The following is a 19,371-nucleotide window of genomic DNA, read 5'->3' as shown; positions in this document are numbered from 1 at the left end:
GCAAAACCCTGGCGTCCATGAGCCGCGATTCCGCCCGCAACACTACCGCTCAGAATACGCAGCAAAATCCGTGTACCCCCTTTCCCCACGCCGTGTGTAATACGCTGATCGGTCCGCTTCCGCCAACGGCCAGTCATGCTTGAGACGCTCCACCAGGTCCGGGTTTGCGATGTAGGGTCTGCCGAAGGCGATCAGGTCCACCAACCCGGTGTCGAGCGCATCCTGCGCGCTCTGGCGGTCAGTGAATCCGCCGCACCAGATGATTTTTCCGGGGAACGCCGCTCGAACCTTGGCCAGCAGCGCGTGATCGAGGTGACGCGATTTGAACTCGGCAACCTCCATATTCGCTTCCGGCATCAGTTCGTAGACCAGATGCAGGTAGGCGACGCCGAGGCGGCCCAGTTTATCGGCAACGTACAGCAAGGTTTCTTCAGTCAGAGGGTCCGCCGGAATCCCGTTGAACTTGCCGAACGGCGACAGGCGGACACCCACGCGCCCAGGCCCCAACTCACGCACCGCCGCTTCAACCACTTCCATCAGGAACCGTGTGCGGTTTTCTACGCTACCGCCGCCGAAGCAATCTGTGCGCGTGTTGAGCACCGAGTTCATTAACTGTTCGAACAGGTAACCGTTGGCTGCGTGGATTTCGACTCCGTCAAATCCAGCCTCCCGCGCCTGGACGCAGGCTTGGGTAACGGTGCCGACCAAGGCAAACACTTCTTCCGTCCTCAGGCGTCTTGGCTGGCCTGCGGGCATATAGCCCAACGTGCCATCCGGGCCGTGGGCAAACACTTGCGAATCCGCCCTTTCCTCGGTGACGCCCCATGGCGCTTCGCCGTTGGGCATGAGCGATGGATGGGCCATCCTGCCGACGTGCCAGAGTTGCGAGAATATCGTGCCGCCTTTGCGGTGAACCTCATCGGTCACCAGACGCCAGCCCTGCCGCTGGTCCTGCGTGTAGATGCCGGGGGTCAGCGCGTAGCCGTTGCTGGATGGTGCAACGTCAGTTGCCTCGGTCACGATCAGGCCGGCGCTGGCCCGCTGCCCGTAGTAGGTGGCCATCAACTCGTTCGGGATGTCACCCTCGGAGGTCCGTGTGCGAGTCATCGGCGCCATGACGATGCGGTTCGTCAGCGCAACGGTGCCGCCAACCAATTGGGAATCAAACAGGTCTATCATGGATTTTCCTTCAGGTCGGATCGGATCGGATCGGAAGGAAAATGTACTTTTCGAAAGTCGCCCCCTCTACACACCGTTTGGTCAGTGGTTGCAAATGAAGACGATCAATAGACTCCCCGGCTTGCCAGTCGAACGTGCGCTAGGTGTCCTTTCCGGACGCTGGAAAGCGGTCATCCTTCATGTCCTGCTGGACGGCCCGCAACGCACCTGTGATCTGGAAAAGCGCATCGCCGGCATTTCCCAGAAGGTGTTGATCGAGCAGCTGCGAGCGCTTGAGGAACATGGAATGGTGAGCCGGCAACCCAGCGCCGAGGATCGCCAAGGCATCGAATACCTGCTCACCCCGCTTGGCGAAAGCTTGCGGCCCATTCTGGAGTCCCTCATTGATTGGGGAACCCATCACGCCAGAGAGCTCGACGAGGTACATCGGCTGCTGCCATGCAGTGCTGTGGTTCGAGATCGAACTGGCTGAATGTTTGGAAAGGATCTGTGAGCCGCTCCGGGCTCACCCTCTGGCGCGATGACGCAAGCGCGAGTAAGAGATCAGCATGCTGGTCAGCTCTTGTGTGACCTGGGTGAAGGGTGACACTCGACGGCTGATCAGGCACACCTCATTCGACTCCAGCGGCTCGCGAATCGAAATGCTGATCAGCGACGAGGAAAACAGCTTCATGCCGGGCAGCATCCCGGGCTCAATGGTCAGGTAGTCCGTCTCGGAAATGATGTGCAGGATTTCCAGCAGCGACTCGGTGGTGATCGCGATCTTTGGCGGCGGCAAACCCTGGGCTCTGAACAGCTCGACCAGATGATTTTCCGCACTGCCGACGACCCCGGCCGGGCGGACACTTATCCACTGACAATCAGCGAGGTCGTGCACTGAGCGAGCACCCGCAAGCGGATGTCCCTTGCGCGCAATCACGCTGGACTTCGAGCTGTAGAGCCGCTCGATCTGCAGGTCGATATCGCAAACGTTGGAGCTCAAGGGGCACATCACGAAATCGAGCCGGCCAGCGCGAATCATCTCGATCAGCATCTTCGTCTTGCCACTGGCGACATGCAGCTGCACCTTTGGAAATCGGCGGGTAAAACTGCTGAAGACCGGCATCAGGCACGCCGCCAACGGCTCCACGGTGACACCCAATGCGATCTGCCCTTCGGGCAGGCCATTCCACTGTCGGACGTCTTGAACCGCGCGATCGCAATCCAGAATGATCGAGCGCGCCCGGGGCAGGAAAACCTTGCCGGCCAGGGTCACGCTGATGCCTTGATTGGAGCGCACGAGCAAGGTGACGCCCAGTTCCTTTTCCAGACTTTGAATCGACTCTGTCAACGTGCTTTGCGCAACGTCCAGCTCTCGCGCTGCCGAACGGAAACTGCCCATGTCGACCACCGAGCAGAAGGCGCGCAGCTGGATCAGCTTCATGAAGCACGGCCTCTGGGACGGCTATAGGCACGGTCGCAGATGACCGGGACTTTTTCGGTTTTACTCATGGGGCTTTCTCAAAATTCATTAGATGTATACGATTGAATCGTACGCGATAGATAAATACTCAAGCAAAGTCCTGATGATGTCAAAGCTCGTGTTAAGTCTTGGCGACGAGTGGTGGCGCAAACGGGATGGGCGGAAAAGCCGAAGATGATCGCTTTTTCCGTTCTATTCGGCACCTGACCTCGCCTATAAAATCAGGCCCGTCAGATAGTTACTGTCGTTTGTACTATTTGAACTTCGATAATCCCGTGAAAAGTTATAACTAATAGCAGTTTCCATTAAAGGGGCTCTACGTGTGACTTCGCGCCTGAGGAATCTGCATGCCCAAAAACAACAAACAACTTTCCCTTAGCAGACGCAAATTTTGCGGCGCTGCTGCCGTGACCTGCGCGGCAGCTCCCCTAGGGCTACTCGGCTTCTCAATCAAGACTGACGCTATGACCAATAATCAAAAAACAACAAATAGTGCTTCCACCGAAATACGTCCCTTTCATTTCAGCGCCCCGGAGTCAGAACTTTCAGAGTTGCGCAGACGCATACAAGCAACAAGATGGCCGGACAAGGAAATAGTTAACGACTCATCGCAAGGCGTACAACTTGCGACGATTCAAAAACTGGCCAGACACTGGGCGACAAAGTACGACTGGCGTGTAATTGAATCGAAAATAAACGCAGTTCCCAACTTCATCACCCGGATTGATGGCCTGGATATACATTTCATCCATATCCGCTCCAAACACGAAAATGCACTGCCGCTGCTCATGGCGCACGGCTGGCCTGGATCGGTGATCGAGCTGATGAAAGTCATCGGTCCGCTCACCGATCCTGAGTCGCACGGAGGCAACGCCGCCGATGCGTTCAGCCTGGTCATTCCATCGATGCCGGGTTACGGCTTCTCGGAGAAACCGACCGAGGCCGGTTGGAATCCTGTTCGTATCGCCGATGCCTACATCGAGTTGATGAAGCGCCTCGGCTACACCCGGTATGGGGCGCAAGGTGGCGACTGGGGCGCTATCGTCGTCGACCTGATGGCTGCAAAGGCGCCACCTGGCCTGATCGGTATTCACTCGAACATGCCTGGCGTGATTCCGCCTGAACTGGATGCGGCATTGTTCCGTGGCGACCCGGTCCCGAGTGGTCTTTCCGGGGAAGAGAAACTGGCGGCCGATCAACTCGCCAACACCTACAAGCACATCGGCTACGCAATCATGATGGGCGACAGGCCTCAGTCGCTCACCGGTATCACCGACTCACCCGTAGGTTTGGCGGCGTTCATGCTTGATCACGACCCTAAAAGCTACGAGATGATCGCGCGCTCCATCGACGGTCATCCGGAAGGCCTCACACCCGATGACGTCCTCGACAACATCACGCTGTTCTGGTTGACCAAGACTGCCCTTTCCTCGGCTCGGCTCTATTGGGAAAACAAGTCGACCTTCTTCGCCGTCAAGGGCGTCAACATCCCGGTGGCGGTCAGCGTGTTTCCCGATGAACTGTATACGGCGCCGAGAAGTTGGTCGCAGCAGGCATATCCCAAGCTTGTGCATTACAACAGGCTTCCCAAAGGCGGGCACTTTGCTGCATGGGAGCAGCCAGCGCTTTTCTCGCAGGAAGTCCGGGCCGGGTTCAAGACCCTGCGCTAAGCGCGCCAGCTCTTAGCATCGATACCTGATTCCTGTTGGCTAAGTATCAGGATGGCGGGTGGGCCAATCCACCCGCTTCTACCGTTCGTCGTCGAGGCGAAAAATAATCTTTGACATCGTTGGGGGTTTGGCAGAATATTAATCCATCGCATGCGATCTAATCGAAAGCAACCAACAACATAAACCCGTTGCCGTTTGGAGATTCAACCATGAACACCGCAAGCACCTACACCCTCTTCAATACCACCGCTCGCGCTGCCCAAGGTCACAACGGCAACAACTGGGTCACTGCAGCAGACGATTGATAAACCGTTTTCCACACCAATCATATCGCATACGATGTAATCGTATACACTACAACTCTTAAGGAATCACCCCATGAGCAAGATCGAAAAAGTACTGGCCACTGGCAAAACCCACACCACCTTCAGCAGCGCCGGCAAAACCTCACGCGGTCACAACGGCACCCTCGACATCGAGTTGTCGTCCCCCGGTTCCGCCCAACCGTCCCATGTATTCGCCGCTACCCAGCCGCACCCGAAAGCCGAGCAATTGTTCGCCGGCGCATGGTCGGCCTGCTACACCGCAGCGGTTGGCCTGGTTGCCGCCGAGCGCAACATCGCACTGCCCGCAGACCTGTCCGTCGACATCGAAGTGGACCTGGGCCAGACTGGTCCGGCCTACTTCCTTCAGGCCCGACTGACCCTGCGCGTACCGGGGCTGGCACACGATGTCGCGACCGAACTGGCACACATCGCCGATTCCATCTGCCCGTACTCGAAAGCGACACGCGGCAATATCGACGTAGCCCTGAACGTTATTACGGCTTAATACATCGCATGCGATGTTAGCGTACACGTAGCACATAATTGAAAAACCTGAGGGAATCATCATGAGCAAAATCGAAAAAGTACTGGCCAGCGGCAAAACCCACACCACCCTGAGCAGCGCCGGCACTACCTCGCGCGGTCATAACGGCAACCTCGACATCGAACTGTCGTCCCCGGGCAGCGCCACACCGGCACACGTGTTCACCGGCGTGCAGCCGCACCCGAAAGCCGAGCAACTGTTCGCCGGAGCGTGGTCGGCCTGCTACATCGCGGCGGTGGGTCTGGCTGCACAACAACTGAAGGTGACGCTGCCGGCCGATACCGCTGTCGACATCGAAGTCGATCTGGGCCAGACCGGCGCGGCCTACTTCCTCCAGGCCCGACTGACCCTGCGCGTGCCGGGCCTGTCACACGAAATCGCGACCGAACTGGCGCACAACGCCGATGCCATCTGCCCGTACTCCAAGGCAACACGCGGCAACATTGATGTCGCCATCAACGTCCAGACCGCGTAACGCAGTCCACGGCCGGTCCACCAGGGTGTTTCCCGGTGGACCGGCCGTCGGCTTTACCGGCCGGTTACACGTGGACATTGAATGGCAAAGGTCTGAGCACTTCCGACACCATCGCATGCGATGTATAGTCCGAGCTTGCAACCCATCCGTCTTTGCCCAGAGAGAACGCGCATGAAACCCACCGAAAAGACATCCGCCCTCGACCTGAAGCTCTCCGACTTCCTGTGCTTTGCGGTCTATTCCTCCAACCTCGCCTTCGGCAAGGCGTACAAGCCAATGCTCGAACGGCTCGGCCTGACCTATACGCAATACATCACCCTTGTGGCGCTGTGGGAACAAGACGACCAGACCGTTGGCAGCCTCGGTGAAAAGCTGTTCCTCGAATCCAACACCCTCACGCCGATCCTGAAAAAACTCGAAGCGATGGGTTACCTGCTACGCCAGCGCGACCCGGAAGACGAACGCCAGGTGCGGATCAGTCTCACAAAAGAAGGTCGAAAACTGCGCGGAGAACTGACCGAAGAAGGCTTCCCGCAAACCGGTCTTGATCCTGAGGATTTCGTACTAATGCAGCAGGCGATTGTGAAGCTGCGCAACAACCTCATCCGGACAACCAAAGACCGTCACGACGCGGAGTAAAAGGCTTCCCTAGCTCAGACGAAAGTCGCTCAAGTCAATCGACACCATCAACCGCTCCCGCAGTGGCTGCAGATTTTCGTCGCGCAGATAAGCTCTGCGCCGCGTCGGGAAACGCAGGCCTTGAGCCTCGACGTAATCACTCACGTATTGAGCAGCGGCAAACCCGCCGGCGATATCGACGTGGTAGTCATGGCGGCGCAGCAGAAAGTCGTCGCTGAAGTAGAAATCCTGGAAGCGACTGTGACTGGCGATGTGTTCTGGAAACTCGACCCGCAGCCCGTGCCAAATCTCCTGGCCTTCGTGCCAAGGCTCGATCTCGCTCACATTGAAGCCGGGCAGCGCCATGAAAAACGGCGTCGTCAGGTACGTCCACATCGCATAACCGCTGAAATACGCGCGATGCAACGGGTCCCAAGGCGTTTCCATGCCATGCCCGGCGAATGCCTCGCGAGGGTTCAGCCGTTCGCGCACGATTTCGCCTTGCGTGGTTTCGATAGCGATGTAATCAGCCCGGAATGCCGTGCGCCAATCAGGATTGCCGAAAGGCGTAACCGAAGCCTGTTGCTGGTGCAGGCTGACGGTCATCTCGCGGGGCATCGTGTCTTGCACCACACCTTTGATCCCCCACAACTCGCCGCCCGAAACGATGGTGGCGTTGAGCGTGGTGAAACGGTTCCAGCGCTCCAGGCCGCCATGGGCGTCGAGGATTTTTTGCAATAGATCGCTCATGGGTACTGGCTCCGACAGGATTGGCATTCATCAGAGAATACGCCTTGGCATCACCGGCAAACTGCTTGCCCAATAAAAAAGGCACTGACGGTTTATCGCCAGTGCCTTTTTCTACCGCAATGAAGTATCAGCGCGACAACATGAAGGTGTCGTACTCAAGGTCTTCCAGCGCCGTGGACAACCGGTGCAGCCCAAGCAACACACAGACCAGCAACGAAAGGGTAAAGCCGTAGCCGAAGAAGCTCGGGCCAAGGTGCATGCTGAGCAGGGTCAACCCTGCGTTCAACACCGCGAAGATCACGCACAGTTCCAGCACTACGGCGCGCTTGTCGAGGTAGAAGAAGACGTTGAGCAACGCCATGAACACCACCTGGATGCTCACCCCGATCAGGTCGATGTAGAACAGCGGCAGGTAGTAACTGGAGATCCCCAGCCAGTCCAGCAAGCGTGGCGCGAACAGGAACAACAGCACCACGGTCAGCCCTTGCACCTTGCAGATTTCCAGCAGGCCCTGGCGGATCGACAGGGTCATTTCGGTTTTCAGCGAGCCGATGTGCTGCAGGGTTTCACCCTCGCGAACGGCCCGGAACAGTCGGTCATACCACTCGGCGAAATCGGTTTCGATGCGCACCAGGAACACCGCCATCCCGGGAATGATCGCCAGGTACGCGAGGAAGATCGGCAAGTCATACAGGATCGAGGCGCGCAACGGGCCGACGACGACGTTCGAAGTGCCGGGGTTGAACCAGAAGATGAACTTGTCGATCCAGATGCCAAAGTTATAGAAAAACCCGGTCACCAGCAGGCTGACAAACACTTGGCGGCGCTCAAGGAAATCGAAGGCCACCAATTTCTCGGCACGGTATTCGCGCAGGATGTCGTAGAGAAACAGGAACAGCAGCGTGCTGTGCCCGATCAACAACGCCAACAGCAGGCCCGCTATCCCCAGGAAGCTCAGCAGGTATGCGCTTATGACCATCAGCGTGTAGCCCACCAGCATCACCAGCAGGATGCGGTTATAGGCTTTCATCCCCGAGAGGAAGATGATCACCATCCACAGGTTGCACAGCACCACGAAGTTCGCCAGCACCAGCAACCGGTACATCAGCGGCTGATCGAACAACACGCTCAGCACAACGATACCCAGCAACCCGGCACCAATGGTGACCAGCAACAGCACACCCACCAGATTGGGCAGGATCTGATCGTACTTGTGCTCGAACAGACGGTCGGAAACGAACCGGGTGAAAAACAGTTGCAAGCCGCCCGTGAGGATCAGCGAACTGGCCATCAGGTACGTCACCGTCACCAGGAACTGCCCCACCAGCGTATTGGGCACGACACGGCTCAGGCTGATGATCCCCACCAGCATCACGCTGATGATCGACAGCACCCAGGGACCGGAGCTGATCAGCCCGGCATAAACGTAGGCATGCAAGGTCGCGGTGTAGGAATCGCGCGACAGGATCTTGCGGAGTTCGAAGCCAATCCCGGCCATTTAACTGTTCTCCATGGCGGCTTGATACAAGTCGCGATAACGCTGCAGCATCAAGGCTTCGGTGTAATAACGATTGACCCGTAGCAAGCCGCTGGCCTGAGCGGCCTGCCAGCGTTGCGGGCTGCGCAACAGTTCAAGGATCGCCACGCTGGTGGCTTGCGGGTCGGCAATCGCGACCACTTTGCCGGCCAAACCGAGGTCACGATCTTCGGCGCTACCGCCTTCGATCAGCTCGCGACACGAACCCACGTCACTGCTGACCACCGGCGTGCCGGCGGCCCAGGCTTCGAGAATCACCAGCGGTTGCGCCTCGCTGATCGAGGTCAGCACCATCAGGCCCAGTTGCGGCAGAATCTCCTGAATGCGCTGGAAGCCGAGGAAATGCACCTTGCCCTCCAGCCCCAGACTGGCCATCAGGCTGCGGCATTCGCTGACGTATTCCGGGTCTTCCTCTTCCGGTCCGACGATCCAGCCTTCGGCCTCGGGCATGGCGCTGATCACGCCGCGCATGGCCCGCAGAAAGGTCTTCACGTCCTTGATCGGCACCACACGCCCGATCAGCCCCACCACCGGCGCAATGCCTGGCGCACGGGATTCGAGCGCGGCGGTCCACTGCGGCAAATCGATGCCGTTGGGAATGACCCGGGTGCGGACCGGGTCAGCGCCGTCCTTGATTTGCCGCTGACGGTTGCCGTCATACAGCGAGATGATGCTGTCGGCGCTGTTGTACGTCAGCTGACCGATGCGCTCGAAGAAGCGCACCCACAAGGTACGGATGTAACCCGAACCAGCGTCGAGGCTGCGGTTGAGCGCCTGCCCTGAACTCTCGGCGATCCAGCTGGCCTGGGCCAGGTCGATCTTGCGTTCCTTGGTGTAGATCCCGTGCTCGCTGAGCAGGTAAGTGCAGTTCCAGCGTTGCTTGAGGATGCAGCCCAGCAACCCGGCGTAACCGGTGGAAATCGAGTGCAGCACCCGCGCCCGCGGCATGCGTCGCGACGCCTCGGCGAGCATCAGCAACGGCGACTGCATCGAGCGCAGGGTCCAGAAATAGTTGATGAACGACGGGTCGGCACAATGCAGGCGATAACCTTCGCTCAACGCCTCCCAACTGGCGCGGCTGCGCAGCACGTCGTCGAGGGTCAAACGGCCTTGGGCGATGCTGTCGAGCAGGCTTTCGCCCAGCGCTGGTTCCGGTGCATCCGGGTGATGCAGGAAGCGATACAAATCCTGCAACTGCTGCAGGTCGGCCTCGCGCGGCGTGCCCCGGGTGTCGGTCGGATGGGTCGCGTCTTCGAGGAAGACTTCCTCGATGTGCAACACATTGGACGGTACTTGATAGCGTCGCTCGCCATACGCCGAGCGCTGTCCGCCGATGAACATCACCGAGAACGTCACCTCGGGCAAACCGAGGATCATCTGGTGAATCCAGCTCGACACGCCACCGCGCACATAAGGCCAGGTGCCTTCGAGCAGCAGGCAGATGTCGGCCAGCGGCGCCTCTTCCTTGTGACTCATGTCCAGCTCCTCACCAGGTCAGCGAAGGGTGGGCGCTGACGGGTTTTCTCCGGAAGGCTGGCGAGCAACCCTGGGATTTCGTGGTAACGACCGGCCTCGAACGCGAGCTCGGCGTGGAACGGCAGAATCTGCGCCGCGCCCATGCCGTTTTCCTGAGCCTGGGTCAGCAGCACTTCGGCGCGCTCGATGTCACCGCGCTCCAGGGCAATGCGCCCGGCCAGCAGAAACAGCTCACCGCCCTCGCCCGCTAGCAGGCCTTGTTCGGCATGTTCGTTGGCCTGATCGAGCACGTGCTCAAGCACGCTGCCTTGCGCCAGGCCCAAATAGGCGAGTTCCCAATACCAGCGCGCCAGCGTGCCGTGCAGCACACCCGCGGCTTTGGCGGTGGCACCGTGCAGTTGGCCCAGAGCGATCTGGATGCGCAGGTTGATGTCGCTTTCCTGTTTGTCGAGCATCGAGTAGGCCAACAGCCGTACGTCATCGCTCGGGTCGCCCAGTGCCAGTTTGAGAATCGGCACCGCATCTTTGCCGGGCATGCGCTTGGTCGCCAGCAAGGCGGCCAGACGTTGATCCGGGTCCGGTGCATGGCGCAACACATCCTGCAAACCGCCATCGGCGAAAATGGGCGAATGCAAATTTGTCTGCGCCCGATACGGCAGGCTCGGAATGCCCACCGCTTGCCAGGCCTGCTTGTCGCGTTTGCGCGGCAGGTACAGCGCCGGGAAGATCGCCGCGACCACGCCGACCGCACCCAGCACCGGCACAAAGAATGCCAGGCTGAAAATGAACAGCGGGCTCCACGGCAGCGGCGAGCGGTAACGCGCCGGCAACAGCAGCCAGACCGCGCCGCACAACATCATGCAGGCCAGGCCATGGCTGAGGGTGAACACCAGCAATTGATGCGCCTCGGGCAAGTCGGTCCACAAACTGGCCCAACTGCCCGCCTCTAACAACAAGGCTCCGCTAAACAGCCACTTGCTGATCATTCAGACCACACTCGTTGAACAGGTAATTACGCAGCCCGTTGGGTTCACCAGGCTCCAGGTTGAACGGCATGACCCGCACGCCGAGGCTATCCATGTCACTTTCAATGCCGAAGTGTTCGTGGATCAGCAGGTTGATCCGCGCCAGGTAGCCTTCGGTGCCTTGCGGGCTGGTCAACGGCAGGAGCACCAGCAGCAGCTGATGATCGCGGTTGTTGCGCAGCGGCAAGTGCAAGTCCAGACCACGCTGACTGCGTTCCAGCAAGCGTGTCAGCTCTTCGTTGGCGCGGGTCATTTCAAAAGCGAACAGACCGGCCGACAATTTGTGCTGCTCGACGTCGACCAGCGAGCGCTTGAGTTGCAGGGTGAAATGCTGCGCATCGGCATCGACCAGTTGCAGCACCTGCACATCACGCAGCAACAGGTCGGCGATGTGCCCGGCCAACAGCGCCAGCAGGCTCAGGGTACGATCCTGGAACGCAAAGAACGGCATTTGCCGCACCGCCAGCACCGCCAGCAAACGCCCCTCGGCATCGATCAACGGAATGCACGCCTGCAACGACGAGAACTGCGCCGAGCTGCCCGCTTCGAGCAACTCCTGACGCACACTCACCAGTTCGCCACGCTCCAGGCACAGCTTGACCAGGCCGTCTTCGGTATCCAGAGATCCCATGACGCCGATGGTCGACAGAGGTGTAGGCAATACCCGCTCACCGCGCTCGTCGACCCGATACAGACCGGCCACCCGCAGTGCGCCGTACTGACCAAACACCGCGACGATCGGATCAGCCAGTGCCGCCAGGGCATCGCCCTCTTCCGGCATCACCCGCAGTCTTTCGCGCAAGCCCAGCAAGGAACTGCGCAAGCTTTGGTCACTGCCCGCCACGCGCTGTTCCAGTCGGTCGTGGGAGACCCGCAGGATCTGATGCGCCCGGGTGAATTCATCGAGACGATACTGGCGATAATCGTTAGCCATCTGCAGACGCTCCAGGCGTCGCTCCCACAGATCGCGAACCTCGCCCACCAGCATGCCGCACACCAGCACGCCGACAATCCACGACGGCTCAAGCTGCGCGTAGCCGGCATGGCCGCTGTAGCGCAGGGCGAATACCGCCATTACCAACAACGCGGCGCTGAGCAGGCCGCGGACAAAACCGTAACGCACACCCAACAGCAGCGGCGCCAGAATCGGCCAGGGGAACCCTCCGTGCATTTGCAACGGATCTTGCGGGGTCAGCCACAGGCCGAGTCCAATGACCAGGCCGGTCACGAGGAACGTTTCCAGCCAAGACACCGGGCCACTGGCGCGAGGCGCCAGGCTGTAATCCATGTGTGGAGAATTCATTGCGATCACTCGAACCGAAGGGCGCCAACAAGTTTGTCGAGCACCTTTTGCGCGGTGCCCGCGAGGCTTTCACGGGACCAACCGGCACGTGCGCCACTCTTGCTCCAGAGTACCTGGCCACTGCTGGCGTCGAGCACGCGCAGGCTGATGCCCACCGCCGGCTCACCGTCCAGACCATTCTTGTACTGCCACTCTTCGACGCTACCGGCCACGACGTAATCGAGTTTCTGCTCACGCGCCCAATCAAGGGCACCGGCCAGACGCTCGTTGTCGTCCATCAACGCTTGTTCGCCTTGAGTGCTGGCCGGGTAAACCCGTGGTTGCAAACCGTGGCTGCTGAGCACGCTGAGCAGGATCTGCTCGCTGCGTTCACCGGCCTGCGGCGTCTGCGAATAGTTGACCATCGGCACGATGCCCCACTGCGCAGTGCGCGGCAGGCTCGGGCTGCTTTCGTCGGTGAAGCTGGCACAACCGGCGACGAACAGGACCGCCAGCGCCAGGCTCAGATTACGAATTGCTTGCATACGTTTTTCTCCCGTAGAAAATTCCATGATCAGCGTCCGAAACGCACGCCGTAGCTCACACCCAGTGTTCCGCCGGCCTTGCCGTCCCCGCCTTGTGGCGCGGATTGGTAGCCGAAGGTCAGGGCCAGTTCGTCGTCACCCAGCACTTCGACGCCGATGCCAGTGTTGATGCCGTAGTTGAAGGTTTGATCGGTCCATTGCCAGCCTGCCGTCAGGTCCACCAGCCAGGTGTATTGCGGCTTGGTGCGTACCAGTGCGCCGGGCAAACCACGGCGCCAGGAACTGCCGAAATACAGTTGGCCGTAGCGGCTTTGCAGCAAGTCGCTGGCGGTGACGGTCTCGATATCCAGTGGATTGATCGGATCGGGCTCACCGGTATCCGGGTCGAACGTCTGCTCAGGCGCCGCCCTGATGACCGGCCCGCCAAAATTACTGGACAGATAATCCAGATTTTTGTCCTTGACCCGGTTCTTCTGGTAATCGACACCGCTGCGCACCGTCCAGTTGGGACCGGCAAATTCCAGCGTGTGGTTGTACTCCATTTTCAGCGCATGACCATCGCCCAGATCGTCACCCGCACGGGTGGAAAACGACCGCTGTGCGACTTCCCAACTAAACTGATCGCGGGCCGTGAGGCTGTGGCGACCACCCAGGTACACACGGTCCTGTTGGCCGAAGGCACGCATCAAACCGCTGTCTTCGTTTTTGCGATGCCAATCAACACCGGTTTCCAGTTCATCGCTCACGCCCATCTGCCAGGTCCGGGACAGGCCCAGGCCGTTGCGGTCGTCATCATCGCGCTGGCTGGTATCTGCGAACAGTTTGTAGCTGCCGTTATCCACTGCACGTTGCAGGGTCAGGGCGGCATTACGCTCTTCGCCGATTTTCGATGATTCGATTTCGTCACCGCTGTAGTCGCCCTGTTCAAGCTCAAGATCGGCGTACCACTTATCGCCCAGGTTGTGCGCGATTTGCAGACGCGGCGCGTTGAACTCAATTCCGCCGAAATCCTGCTCTTGCCACGACAACTGCGCGCCTTGCGGCGTGCGCTCGTGGATTTCCACGGCCTGGCGACGCAGCTGTTCGCGCACCGCTTCCGGCTGCTCGTCACCGAGCGCTGTCAGGCTGGTGTCGAGGGCTTCGTTCAGACGCCCCAGGCGATTGAGCGCCTGAGCCCGTTGCGCAGGGTTCAAGTCGCTACGGGCCAGCAGGGTTTCGACTTGCGACTTGTTACGGCTACGCAGGGCTTCCTGAATCTGCTCGTAGCGTTCGACCTTCAAGCCATGGCTACGTGCCCACGCCAGCCAATCATCCTTTTGGGATTCCGAATTGGTGGAATCGAGGCGCGCCAGCAGGCGTTCGAACCACATTTGCAACATCGCCGGCGAACCGTCCTTCCACCTCAACAACTCGTGCTGCGCCTTTTTCGGCGAATAACTGGTGGTCATCAGGCGCAGCCAGACAGCGTAACGCTGAGACGAGGGTTTTATGTCCTCACCTTCCGGACTGCGCAGCAGCTTCAGGCGCAATCGCTGGGCTGCATCCTCATAACCGGCGCTTTCCAATGCATCGGCATAGGCCGCCCGCACCAGCCAGTCCTGCGGACTGCTTTTGAGGTACATGCGATACCAGGCGAGTGCTTCTGCGTCGCGGCCCAGCAACTGGCTGGCACTGGCGAACGGCAGCCACAGCAGTCGGTCCTGGCGTGCATAATCGCGCCACTGGGTCATCAGAGGCTTGAGTTTCGCGGTGTCCGCCTGGTCAACGTAGAACCACACCAGTCGCTCGCGGAACAAGTTGTCAGTGGGGTAACGCGACAAGCCCAGTTGATACAGGCGTTCGGCCTCATCGGCATTCCCCTGCTTGGCCGCCAGTGCACCCCGCATCGCCAGCACCTGAGCTTGATCAAAGGCATCCGGATATTGCTCGGCATCTTCAAGCAGCGATACCACTCGCGACCAGTCGTCCAACTCCTGAGCTTGCTGCAACGCTTCGACCAGGCGTTGCGGATCCCGGGTGCGCTCCCAGCTGCCAATCGTCAACGTCAAGGCGCGTTGAGGATCGCGAGTGCGATACATGGTGATCAACTGGCTCTCGTCGCCACTGGTCAACTTGCCATTGATCGCAAGCAGTTTTTCCAGCGAAACCCGTAAATCCTCATCGCGCTCCAGTTCCCAGGCCAGGGACGCACGGGCGTGCCAGTAATGCTCGTCGTCGATGGTCTGGTCATCGTCCTGAACCACCTTCCATGCGGATTTGTTATCGAACAATTTCAGGTAGGTGTTGGCCCAGTCGACCTGCTCGGTGGTATTGAGCTTGAAGCGTTTGGCATAGCTCTCATAAACCTTGGTCTTGCTCTCGAACTGCCCGGTGTTTTCCAGGTTCTGCAGCAAGCGCGTCCACGCCAGGCGATGCGACGGGTACTTGCGCAAGTACTTGTGGAACCAGGCTTCGGCCTCGTTCGGTGTGCCTCGCGATTCATGACCGTAGTTCAGTGCATCGAGTTCGATGTCAGTCAGCGCGCGCTGATCCATGATCTCTTCGAGCAATGGGATCGAGCGATCGAAATCAAACTGCTGACTCCCCAGACGCCACGCGTGCTCGCGCAGCTTCGGGTCTTCGCGCAACCTCAGCAGACTGATCCAGTAGGTCAACGCGGCCTCGTTCTCTCCACGCCATTGACCCAGCAGAGCCATTTGCTCAAGCAACGCCTGATCCTGGGGGTGGTCGATCACCAATTGCTGACCGGTTTCCCAGGCACCCGCCAGGTCGCCGATGGCCAGTCGCACATGGAAAGCCTTCAACGGGATTTGCGGGTTATCCGGTTGCAAAATCTGCCACTGCTTGAGCACTTGCTGTGCCAGATCAAAACGCTTGTTCGCTACCGCGACATCAACGCCCTGTTCCAGCCAGGCAATGTCGGTTTGCGGATTGGTCAGCTGCGGTAGCTCATCGGCAAGCACCTGTGCGGCCTGGTCACCACGACCGGCGGACAGCAGGCTGTCAAAAGCCAGCTTTGCAAATTCGCGACGCTCGGCGCTGACCTGGGCTTCTCTTTTGAGCTGCTGATAGATATCAGCCGCATGCCCAGGCTGTTCACCGGCCATATACCACTGGGCGGCAGATCTCAACGATTCGGTACGCAACTTCGGTTCACGGTTGGCAATTTCTTCGTAGACGCCAGCGGCGTACGCCGGGGCCTGCAACTCCAGCGCCAGCTTGGCCAGGGTTTGCAGCTGCGGCGTCGGCAACTTGCGATGATCGAAGGTTTTCATCCGCTCAACCAAGGCTTGCTGCGCAATCAGATCGTTGCTGCTCTCGGCAACCAATGCGTCAAGCTGCAAACGATAAAATGCCTGAACCTCCGCCTTCGGATGAGGCCAGGCCTCCAGGTGCCGCCGCGCCTTGTCGTACTCACCCAGACGAATCAGCAGATCGATCAGTTGCATACGCAGGTGATCGTCATCCGGGTGGGCCGCCAGCAGCAACTCGGCATAGTTGGCCGAGACCGCATCCGGTTCACGGCCATCGGGCTGGAATACTTCTTCACGCTGGAAGGTCGCCCACAGCAGACCTCCCACGGCAACCGTCACCACCGCCAATGCCCATGGGTTGAGCAGGCGGCTTTTTTTAGTTGCAGAGGAGCTGACCATTACTCACCTGCTTCATTGGTAATTGAAAAGTCCAAAGGCCCGCAGACGACTTGCCTGCAAAACGCTGCCCATCCACTTCGACCCGGCAGGCACTCGCCGACCGTACCGAGAAGGTCAGATCAAACTGCCCGGCAAACGAAAAGCTCACTCGTTGATCATCCAGGTACTGCCAACTCAGCAGAGGCAAATTGGCTTCCTCCAGCGCCGGGCGGCCGTCCCGATCAGGACGCAGGACCAGCAATGCCCGGTCGCTGCTCAGGGCCACATAGCGGCCTTGCGGTATATCTCGAACACCGGCAATGCCTTGCGATCGCAGCAAATCCGGCCAGCCCATTTGCGGGTCCAGGCGCACGGTGCGCAACGCATCCATGCCGCGAATCTGCCAACTGCCATCGGCGGTCCGCGCCAGGCTGGCCTGGTACAAGCCATGCAATCGATCGATGTAGTCGCTCATCCACAGCGACATCGGATTCTGCTCACGCATGTAGCCGTAGATCTCGTGCATGGCCTTGATCGAGGCTTGCTTGGTGCTTGAATAGAAGTGGTAGTAAAGGTGCAGGCCCCGCAGACGCTTTGGGCTGTCAGTCAATTCAAAGGTCTCGATCAATTCGCGGAAGCCGTAGTAGGGGCCGTGCCACAGGTTGGTGTAGAGGTTCTCGTTGATGATTGGCGCGTAGTACTGCAAGCCGCCCTCGGTGGGACGCAGTAAAGGGTTCAACCCGGTCAGCGACGGATCGGCCTTGGTCATCATCGTTTCCGCGCCGTTGACGTTTTTCAGACCGGCATCGTAGGCAATCTTCAGCGTCGACGCCGAAGGCAGGGCGTCACCTGGCCAGAACACCATTTTCACCGGTTTTTCCGGGGTGGTGAGCTGCTGGTTGATGTAGTCGCGAGAACCGACAACCTCGCGATAGAAATCAATTTTGTCGTAGCCCGGTATCGCCATGTTCAAGCCATATTCCGGTTTGAAATTCTCACGCTTCCTGGCCTTGTCCGGTTGCATGAAAAACGGATGGCTGAAGGTGTGAGTGGCCACTTCGACTTTCGGGTTGGCGAAGATCTCGCGGGCGATGGGCTCCAGTTCACGTGCCAGGTGCGGGAACATGCCGCGCGGCGAAATCTCACCCTCGACGATCGACACCGACGTCAGGAACGGGTTGGGCTTGATGTAGTCGTCCAGCGTATGACGACCGGCGTACGGAGTGCCACGCACTTCGGCGCGGGATGGAAAACCATCGCCATCGATGTGTACGGTAGCGATTCGACGGCCGTTTTCTGTGGTGGTGTCCGGGCGTGGTTGCTCAGGCAGACGCAGGCTTGCCTTGAGGAAGGCGAAGGGATCGAGAATCCAGCGACTGCGCTCGTTGTTCACCTCAAGAAGGTAAGGCGCCAGCGCCAGACCGCCCCAATCGCCAATGACGACCGGATCAAACGTTTCGCCTGCTGCATTGCTCAGCGAGAGTGCCGGTGTCGGCCCCTTGGGCAATACCGAAACCGCCGTCAGATCACGGGATCGGGGCTCCACCGGTGCTTCAAAAGCGCCGACCAGCGCCTTGTCTTGATGAGTAACGGTCAGGGTTTGGGTACCCGGCGGGGCTTCGCGGGTCAGGCCCATGCGTTTGAGCAGAACCCGGTCTTCAATCGGCAGACCTGAGAAAAAAACCACCGGCACGTGCTCGTCCAGACGCGCGCTAATGAAGCGGTTGAACGCCGCAGCATCTTGCGGCGAACCGCTGGTCATCCACGTAATCACCCCGGCATACAAGCCACTGAAGCGATAATCCGGCATTGAGCTGTTGGCAGGCAGGTAGTCGACGCGATACCCCAGGTATTCGAGCAGCCCCCCGAGATAGGTATGACCGGCATTATCAGCCAGGTCACCTTCGCGCGGGTCGTAGACCAACGCTACACGTCGCGGCTGCACTTCGATGTTGCTGATACCCATCGAATTCAGCTCTGGGGTGCTGATAAAAGGAATAAAACCTTCATCGCGCAAACGCTTGGCCAGCTTGCGGGCCTCCTCACGTCGTTCCGGTGGCAAATAGTCGATCGCCACCAGTGGAATGCCCTTGGCACGCAACGGTTGCAGCTGGTCCAGCAGCCATTGGCGGTCCGCCTCCGGTACTGGTCGATATCGCTTGGCGGCTGCATCCCAACCGGCATACAGCGACTCGAAAGCTACCGCTGCCGCCACGCCGTCGAGCTCCGGCAGCACTTCAAAACCACGATTGAAAAACAGCTTCAGTTTTGGTTGCTGCTTGTGCAGCTCCCGCAGAAAACTGGCAAGGCCGGCACGCTGTGCTTCACGTGATGCTTCTGGCAGTAAGGTGAAACTGTCGAGGGTATCGAGAAATAGCCCGCCATAACCCTGGGCTTGCAGCTGCTTGGCACGCCCGAGCAAATGTTCGCGCCAGGCCGGTGCCGTGAGGTCCATGACCTGGCTGTTCCACGAATCGTTTCGCACCGGAGAGACAGCCTTGTCCAGGCCGGCCTTGGTGATGTCAGCCTTTGAGCCGTCGAACTCTCCCACAGACACATAAGCAAATGGTTCACTGCCCAGCTTGCGCAACGTTTTGACATCGCTCGCCGTCATGTGCCCAGGCTCTACAACCGCCCAGTCGAACTGGGCCAGCTCAGAGATTGGCGGCTCGTCGGCATACCAGAAAGTCACGCTGGAAGGAGGCGTCAATGCGGCGGCTTGCACAGCAGGCCCGCTCACACACAGCGCCAGGGCGGCTAACAGTCGCTTGGCGACCGAGCGGACACGCGTCCTGCGAAAAACGATTTCCATAACTCACTCTTGAGATGACTGAACCAGTAATGCTTGAA

At 59.4% G+C, this 19,371-nt stretch carries 15 protein-coding genes; 5 read left to right on the top strand and 10 right to left on the bottom strand.

The window, feature by feature from the left end; all coding sequences use genetic code 11:
- Positions 1-42: 42 nt before the first annotated feature.
- A complete protein-coding gene (locus tag ACW9JC_RS01455) occupies positions 43-1,179 on the bottom strand; it encodes an alkene reductase (protein WP_457453130.1) in 1,137 nt (378 codons plus the stop codon).
- Here ACW9JC_RS01455 and ACW9JC_RS01450 point away from each other — a divergent pair.
- On the top strand, positions 1,178-1,651 hold the full coding sequence (locus ACW9JC_RS01450) for a winged helix-turn-helix transcriptional regulator (RefSeq protein ID WP_457453129.1): 474 nt from the start codon (positions 1,178-1,180) through the stop codon (positions 1,649-1,651). The genes ACW9JC_RS01455 and ACW9JC_RS01450 overlap by 2 nt on opposite strands.
- A gap of 33 nt (positions 1,652-1,684) precedes the next feature.
- Here ACW9JC_RS01450 and ACW9JC_RS01445 read toward each other — a convergent pair whose 3' ends face one another.
- On the bottom strand, positions 1,685-2,602 hold the full coding sequence (locus tag ACW9JC_RS01445) for a LysR substrate-binding domain-containing protein (RefSeq protein ID WP_457453127.1): 918 nt from the start codon (positions 2,600-2,602) through the stop codon (positions 1,685-1,687).
- 386 nt (positions 2,603-2,988) lie between these two features.
- Between ACW9JC_RS01445 and ACW9JC_RS01440 the strand changes: the two genes are divergently transcribed.
- The 4 genes from ACW9JC_RS01440 to ACW9JC_RS01425 all read left to right on the top strand — a co-directional run bounded on the left by ACW9JC_RS01440 (position 2,989) and on the right by ACW9JC_RS01425 (position 6,295).
- Positions 2,989-4,311: an epoxide hydrolase family protein gene (locus ACW9JC_RS01440; RefSeq protein ID WP_457453125.1), complete on the top strand. Its 1,323-nt coding sequence runs from the start codon at positions 2,989-2,991 to the stop codon at positions 4,309-4,311.
- 378 nt (positions 4,312-4,689) lie between these two features.
- Positions 4,690-5,142: an Ohr family peroxiredoxin gene (locus tag ACW9JC_RS01435; protein ID WP_457453124.1), complete on the top strand. Its 453-nt coding sequence runs from the start codon at positions 4,690-4,692 to the stop codon at positions 5,140-5,142.
- A 61-nt stretch (positions 5,143-5,203) separates the two neighbouring features.
- A complete protein-coding gene (locus tag ACW9JC_RS01430) occupies positions 5,204-5,656 on the top strand; it encodes an Ohr family peroxiredoxin (RefSeq protein ID WP_457453122.1) in 453 nt (150 codons plus the stop codon).
- A 171-nt stretch (positions 5,657-5,827) separates the two neighbouring features.
- A complete protein-coding gene (locus ACW9JC_RS01425; protein ID WP_457453121.1) occupies positions 5,828-6,295 on the top strand; it encodes a MarR family winged helix-turn-helix transcriptional regulator in 468 nt (155 codons plus the stop codon).
- 9 nt (positions 6,296-6,304) lie between these two features.
- On the opposite strand, the gene ACW9JC_RS01420 is transcribed toward ACW9JC_RS01425, so the two are convergent.
- The 8 genes from ACW9JC_RS01420 to ACW9JC_RS01385 all read right to left on the bottom strand — a co-directional run bounded on the left by ACW9JC_RS01420 (position 6,305) and on the right by ACW9JC_RS01385 (position 19,333).
- The gene (locus ACW9JC_RS01420) at positions 6,305-7,024 is read right to left on the bottom strand and encodes a hypothetical protein (protein ID WP_457453119.1); all 720 of its coding nucleotides are present in this window, start codon (positions 7,022-7,024) and stop codon (positions 6,305-6,307) included.
- A 127-nt stretch (positions 7,025-7,151) separates the two neighbouring features.
- Entirely contained in the window at positions 7,152-8,522 is a 1,371-nt protein-coding gene (pelG, locus tag ACW9JC_RS01415) for an exopolysaccharide Pel transporter PelG (protein ID WP_457453117.1), read from the bottom strand.
- Entirely contained in the window at positions 8,523-10,037 is a 1,515-nt protein-coding gene (gene pelF / locus ACW9JC_RS01410) for a GT4 family glycosyltransferase PelF (protein ID WP_416127920.1), read from the bottom strand.
- The gene (locus tag ACW9JC_RS01405) at positions 10,034-11,023 is read right to left on the bottom strand and encodes a HEAT repeat domain-containing protein (protein ID WP_457453115.1); all 990 of its coding nucleotides are present in this window, start codon (positions 11,021-11,023) and stop codon (positions 10,034-10,036) included. Before ACW9JC_RS01405 ends, pelF begins: the two co-directional genes overlap by 4 nt.
- Positions 11,001-12,365: a PelD GGDEF domain-containing protein gene (locus tag ACW9JC_RS01400; RefSeq protein ID WP_457453114.1), complete on the bottom strand. Its 1,365-nt coding sequence runs from the start codon at positions 12,363-12,365 to the stop codon at positions 11,001-11,003. The genes ACW9JC_RS01405 and ACW9JC_RS01400 overlap by 23 nt, the downstream gene beginning before the upstream one ends.
- 5 nt (positions 12,366-12,370) lie before the next feature.
- Positions 12,371-12,889 (bottom strand): penicillin-binding protein activator LpoB, encoded by a 519-nt coding sequence (locus ACW9JC_RS01395; RefSeq protein WP_416127923.1) that lies wholly within the window; start codon positions 12,887-12,889, stop codon positions 12,371-12,373.
- Positions 12,890-12,918: 29 nt separating this feature from the next.
- Positions 12,919-16,542 carry a tetratricopeptide repeat protein gene (locus tag ACW9JC_RS01390; protein ID WP_457453113.1) on the bottom strand — a complete coding sequence of 1,208 codons (3,624 nt, stop codon included), beginning with the start codon at positions 16,540-16,542 and terminating at the stop codon, positions 12,919-12,921.
- The gene (locus ACW9JC_RS01385; RefSeq protein ID WP_457453112.1) at positions 16,520-19,333 is read right to left on the bottom strand and encodes a bifunctional glycoside hydrolase 114/ polysaccharide deacetylase family protein; all 2,814 of its coding nucleotides are present in this window, start codon (positions 19,331-19,333) and stop codon (positions 16,520-16,522) included. Before ACW9JC_RS01385 ends, ACW9JC_RS01390 begins: the two co-directional genes overlap by 23 nt.
- Between the last annotated feature and the right edge of the window lie 38 nt (positions 19,334-19,371).

Source organism: Pseudomonas sp. SDO5591_S426, assembly GCF_054070755.1.
The sequence above is the reverse complement of the archived record's forward strand: the minus strand, read 5'-3'. Positions and strand labels throughout refer to the sequence as shown.

Coding starts and splice junctions, on each gene's coding strand:
- ACW9JC_RS01450 (WP_457453129.1), top strand. CDS start 1,178: ATGGATTTTCCTTCAGGTCGGATCGGATCGGATCGGAAGGAAAATGTA.
- ACW9JC_RS01440 (WP_457453125.1), top strand. CDS start 2,989: ATGCCCAAAAACAACAAACAACTTTCCCTTAGCAGACGCAAATTTTGC.
- ACW9JC_RS01425 (WP_457453121.1), top strand. CDS start 5,828: ATGAAACCCACCGAAAAGACATCCGCCCTCGACCTGAAGCTCTCCGAC.
- ACW9JC_RS01430 (WP_457453122.1), top strand. CDS start 5,204: ATGAGCAAAATCGAAAAAGTACTGGCCAGCGGCAAAACCCACACCACC.
- ACW9JC_RS01420 (WP_457453119.1), bottom strand. CDS start 7,024: ATGAGCGATCTATTGCAAAAAATCCTCGACGCCCATGGCGGCCTGGAG.
- ACW9JC_RS01455 (WP_457453130.1), bottom strand. CDS start 1,179: ATGATAGACCTGTTTGATTCCCAATTGGTTGGCGGCACCGTTGCGCTG.
- ACW9JC_RS01385 (WP_457453112.1), bottom strand. CDS start 19,333: ATGGAAATCGTTTTTCGCAGGACGCGTGTCCGCTCGGTCGCCAAGCGA.
- pelG (WP_457453117.1), bottom strand. CDS start 8,522: ATGGCCGGGATTGGCTTCGAACTCCGCAAGATCCTGTCGCGCGATTCC.
- ACW9JC_RS01445 (WP_457453127.1), bottom strand. CDS start 2,602: ATGAAGCTGATCCAGCTGCGCGCCTTCTGCTCGGTGGTCGACATGGGC.
- ACW9JC_RS01405 (WP_457453115.1), bottom strand. CDS start 11,023: ATGATCAGCAAGTGGCTGTTTAGCGGAGCCTTGTTGTTAGAGGCGGGC.
- ACW9JC_RS01395 (WP_416127923.1), bottom strand. CDS start 12,889: ATGCAAGCAATTCGTAATCTGAGCCTGGCGCTGGCGGTCCTGTTCGTC.
- ACW9JC_RS01400 (WP_457453114.1), bottom strand. CDS start 12,365: ATGAATTCTCCACACATGGATTACAGCCTGGCGCCTCGCGCCAGTGGC.
- ACW9JC_RS01435 (WP_457453124.1), top strand. CDS start 4,690: ATGAGCAAGATCGAAAAAGTACTGGCCACTGGCAAAACCCACACCACC.
- ACW9JC_RS01390 (WP_457453113.1), bottom strand. CDS start 16,542: ATGGTCAGCTCCTCTGCAACTAAAAAAAGCCGCCTGCTCAACCCATGG.
- pelF (WP_416127920.1), bottom strand. CDS start 10,037: ATGAGTCACAAGGAAGAGGCGCCGCTGGCCGACATCTGCCTGCTGCTC.